This is a genomic window from Paenibacillus sp. MSJ-34 (genome assembly GCF_018918005.1).
In the GTDB taxonomy this organism is placed as follows: domain Bacteria; phylum Bacillota; class Bacilli; order Paenibacillales; family Paenibacillaceae; genus MSJ-34.
On the sequence record NZ_JAHLPR010000134.1, the window covers coordinates 1 to 719 of the forward strand.

Genomic DNA, 719 nt, shown 5'->3' on the forward strand with positions numbered 1-719 from the left:
TCGGGTTCTTTAGCATACGCATTTTTGAAAATTGCTTTCAAAAACACGTTTACATCGATAATTTTAACTCAAGCACCCCAAATTGAGCCTCAATCGCCCGGTTTATTCCGAGATCCTATATATATCAATTTGTAATTTCTTCAATGCTAGATTTCTTGATTTATAAATAGCCTGAGGTGAAACTCCTAAGATGCGCGCTATTTCGTTATCCCGATAACATTGTGCATAGTAAAGAGTTGTTATGAATTGTTGTCTATGGGTGAGAACACCAAAAGCTCTCGCTAATCTGTCATTTGATAAAGAGGCTTTGAATTGGAGTGGGTCTGTGATGATAGGTTGCTTAATGTTTTGTTTTTGATTGTTATAAATTAATTCTCCTAATGTAATTCCCTTATCGTCGTCTGAAACTGGATGGTCAAAAATAAGAGGGTTTCGTTTATCTCTCTTTCGATATAATCGTACTTGATCTAAGGAACAATATTTGATGGTCGACAAAATAAATTTTGAAAAACGGATTCGAAAAAAGTACCTTCTAAATGCTTCTTCTAGTTCTTTTTTCGAATTCTCATTGCCTTCCAATGCAGACAATAGAAGTATAATCCTAAATTTCGAAAGCCCGTAATATCAAACACTGAATATAGTGGATCTGCCTCGCGGACTGTAAAAAAGTGGAGGTTTCCCAGTTCGTTCGGTTCAAGTCAACATTATGTGGATACACT

General features: G+C 35.6%; 1 protein-coding gene. It reads right to left on the reverse strand.

Annotated features, from left to right (window positions below; translation table 11 throughout):
- Positions 1–102: 102 nt before the first annotated feature.
- Complete coding sequence (locus tag KQI79_RS27380) at positions 103–588, reverse strand: RNA polymerase sigma factor sigma-70 region 4 domain-containing protein (RefSeq protein ID WP_216541472.1); 486 nt, start codon at positions 586–588, stop codon at positions 103–105.
- Positions 589–719: the final 131 nt, after the last annotated feature.